Source organism: Acrocarpospora corrugata (genome assembly GCF_009687845.1).
Lineage (GTDB): Bacteria > Actinomycetota > Actinomycetes > Streptosporangiales > Streptosporangiaceae > Acrocarpospora > Acrocarpospora corrugata.
The window spans coordinates 1-501 of sequence record NZ_BLAD01000033.1 but is presented as its reverse complement, the minus strand read 5'-3'; the positions used below and the strand labels follow the sequence as shown (position 1 = coordinate 501).

At 72.9% G+C, this 501-nt stretch carries 1 protein-coding gene; it reads left to right on the top strand.

Features of this window, described 5'->3' with window-relative positions; translation table 11 throughout:
- Window positions 1–18 precede the first annotated feature (18 nt).
- Window positions 19–501: Tn3 family transposase (locus Acor_RS00190; RefSeq protein WP_218034039.1), on the top strand; the 483-nt coding region annotated here is incomplete at its 3' end.

Sequence of the window (501 nt, the reverse complement as noted above, 5' to 3'; positions counted from 1 at the left end):
GACCTGGGCGCGCAGCTGATGTCGTGGCAGGAGTGCGCGCCGCTGGCCGCGCAGTTCTGCGAGCAGGCCGGCATCCCCGCCGAGGCGGGCGAGCTGGTGGCCTTCTACCGCCGGGAGCTGGCCGCCACCGCCGCGCGGGTTGACAGGGGTTACCCGGCCAACACCGACCTGGTCCTGGAGCAGGGCCGCCCGGTGCTCAAGCGCCGCAAGGGCGCCGACCGGCGGCCGTCGGCGTTGGCACTGGAGCAGGCGGTCCATCAGCGTCTTCCCGAGCGCAGCCTGCTCGACATCCTCACCCGCGCCGCGTACCTGACCGGGTGGCATCGTCATCTCGGCCCGGCCTCGGGATCGGACCCGAAGATCCGCGGCGACGTGCTCGGCCGCTATGTGCTGACGGCCTACGCCTACGGCGCGAATCTCGGCGCCGCCGAGGTTGCCCGGCACATGCGCGGCCAGGTCTCCGCGCACGAGCTCTACACCGCGGGCAACAAGCATTCCACC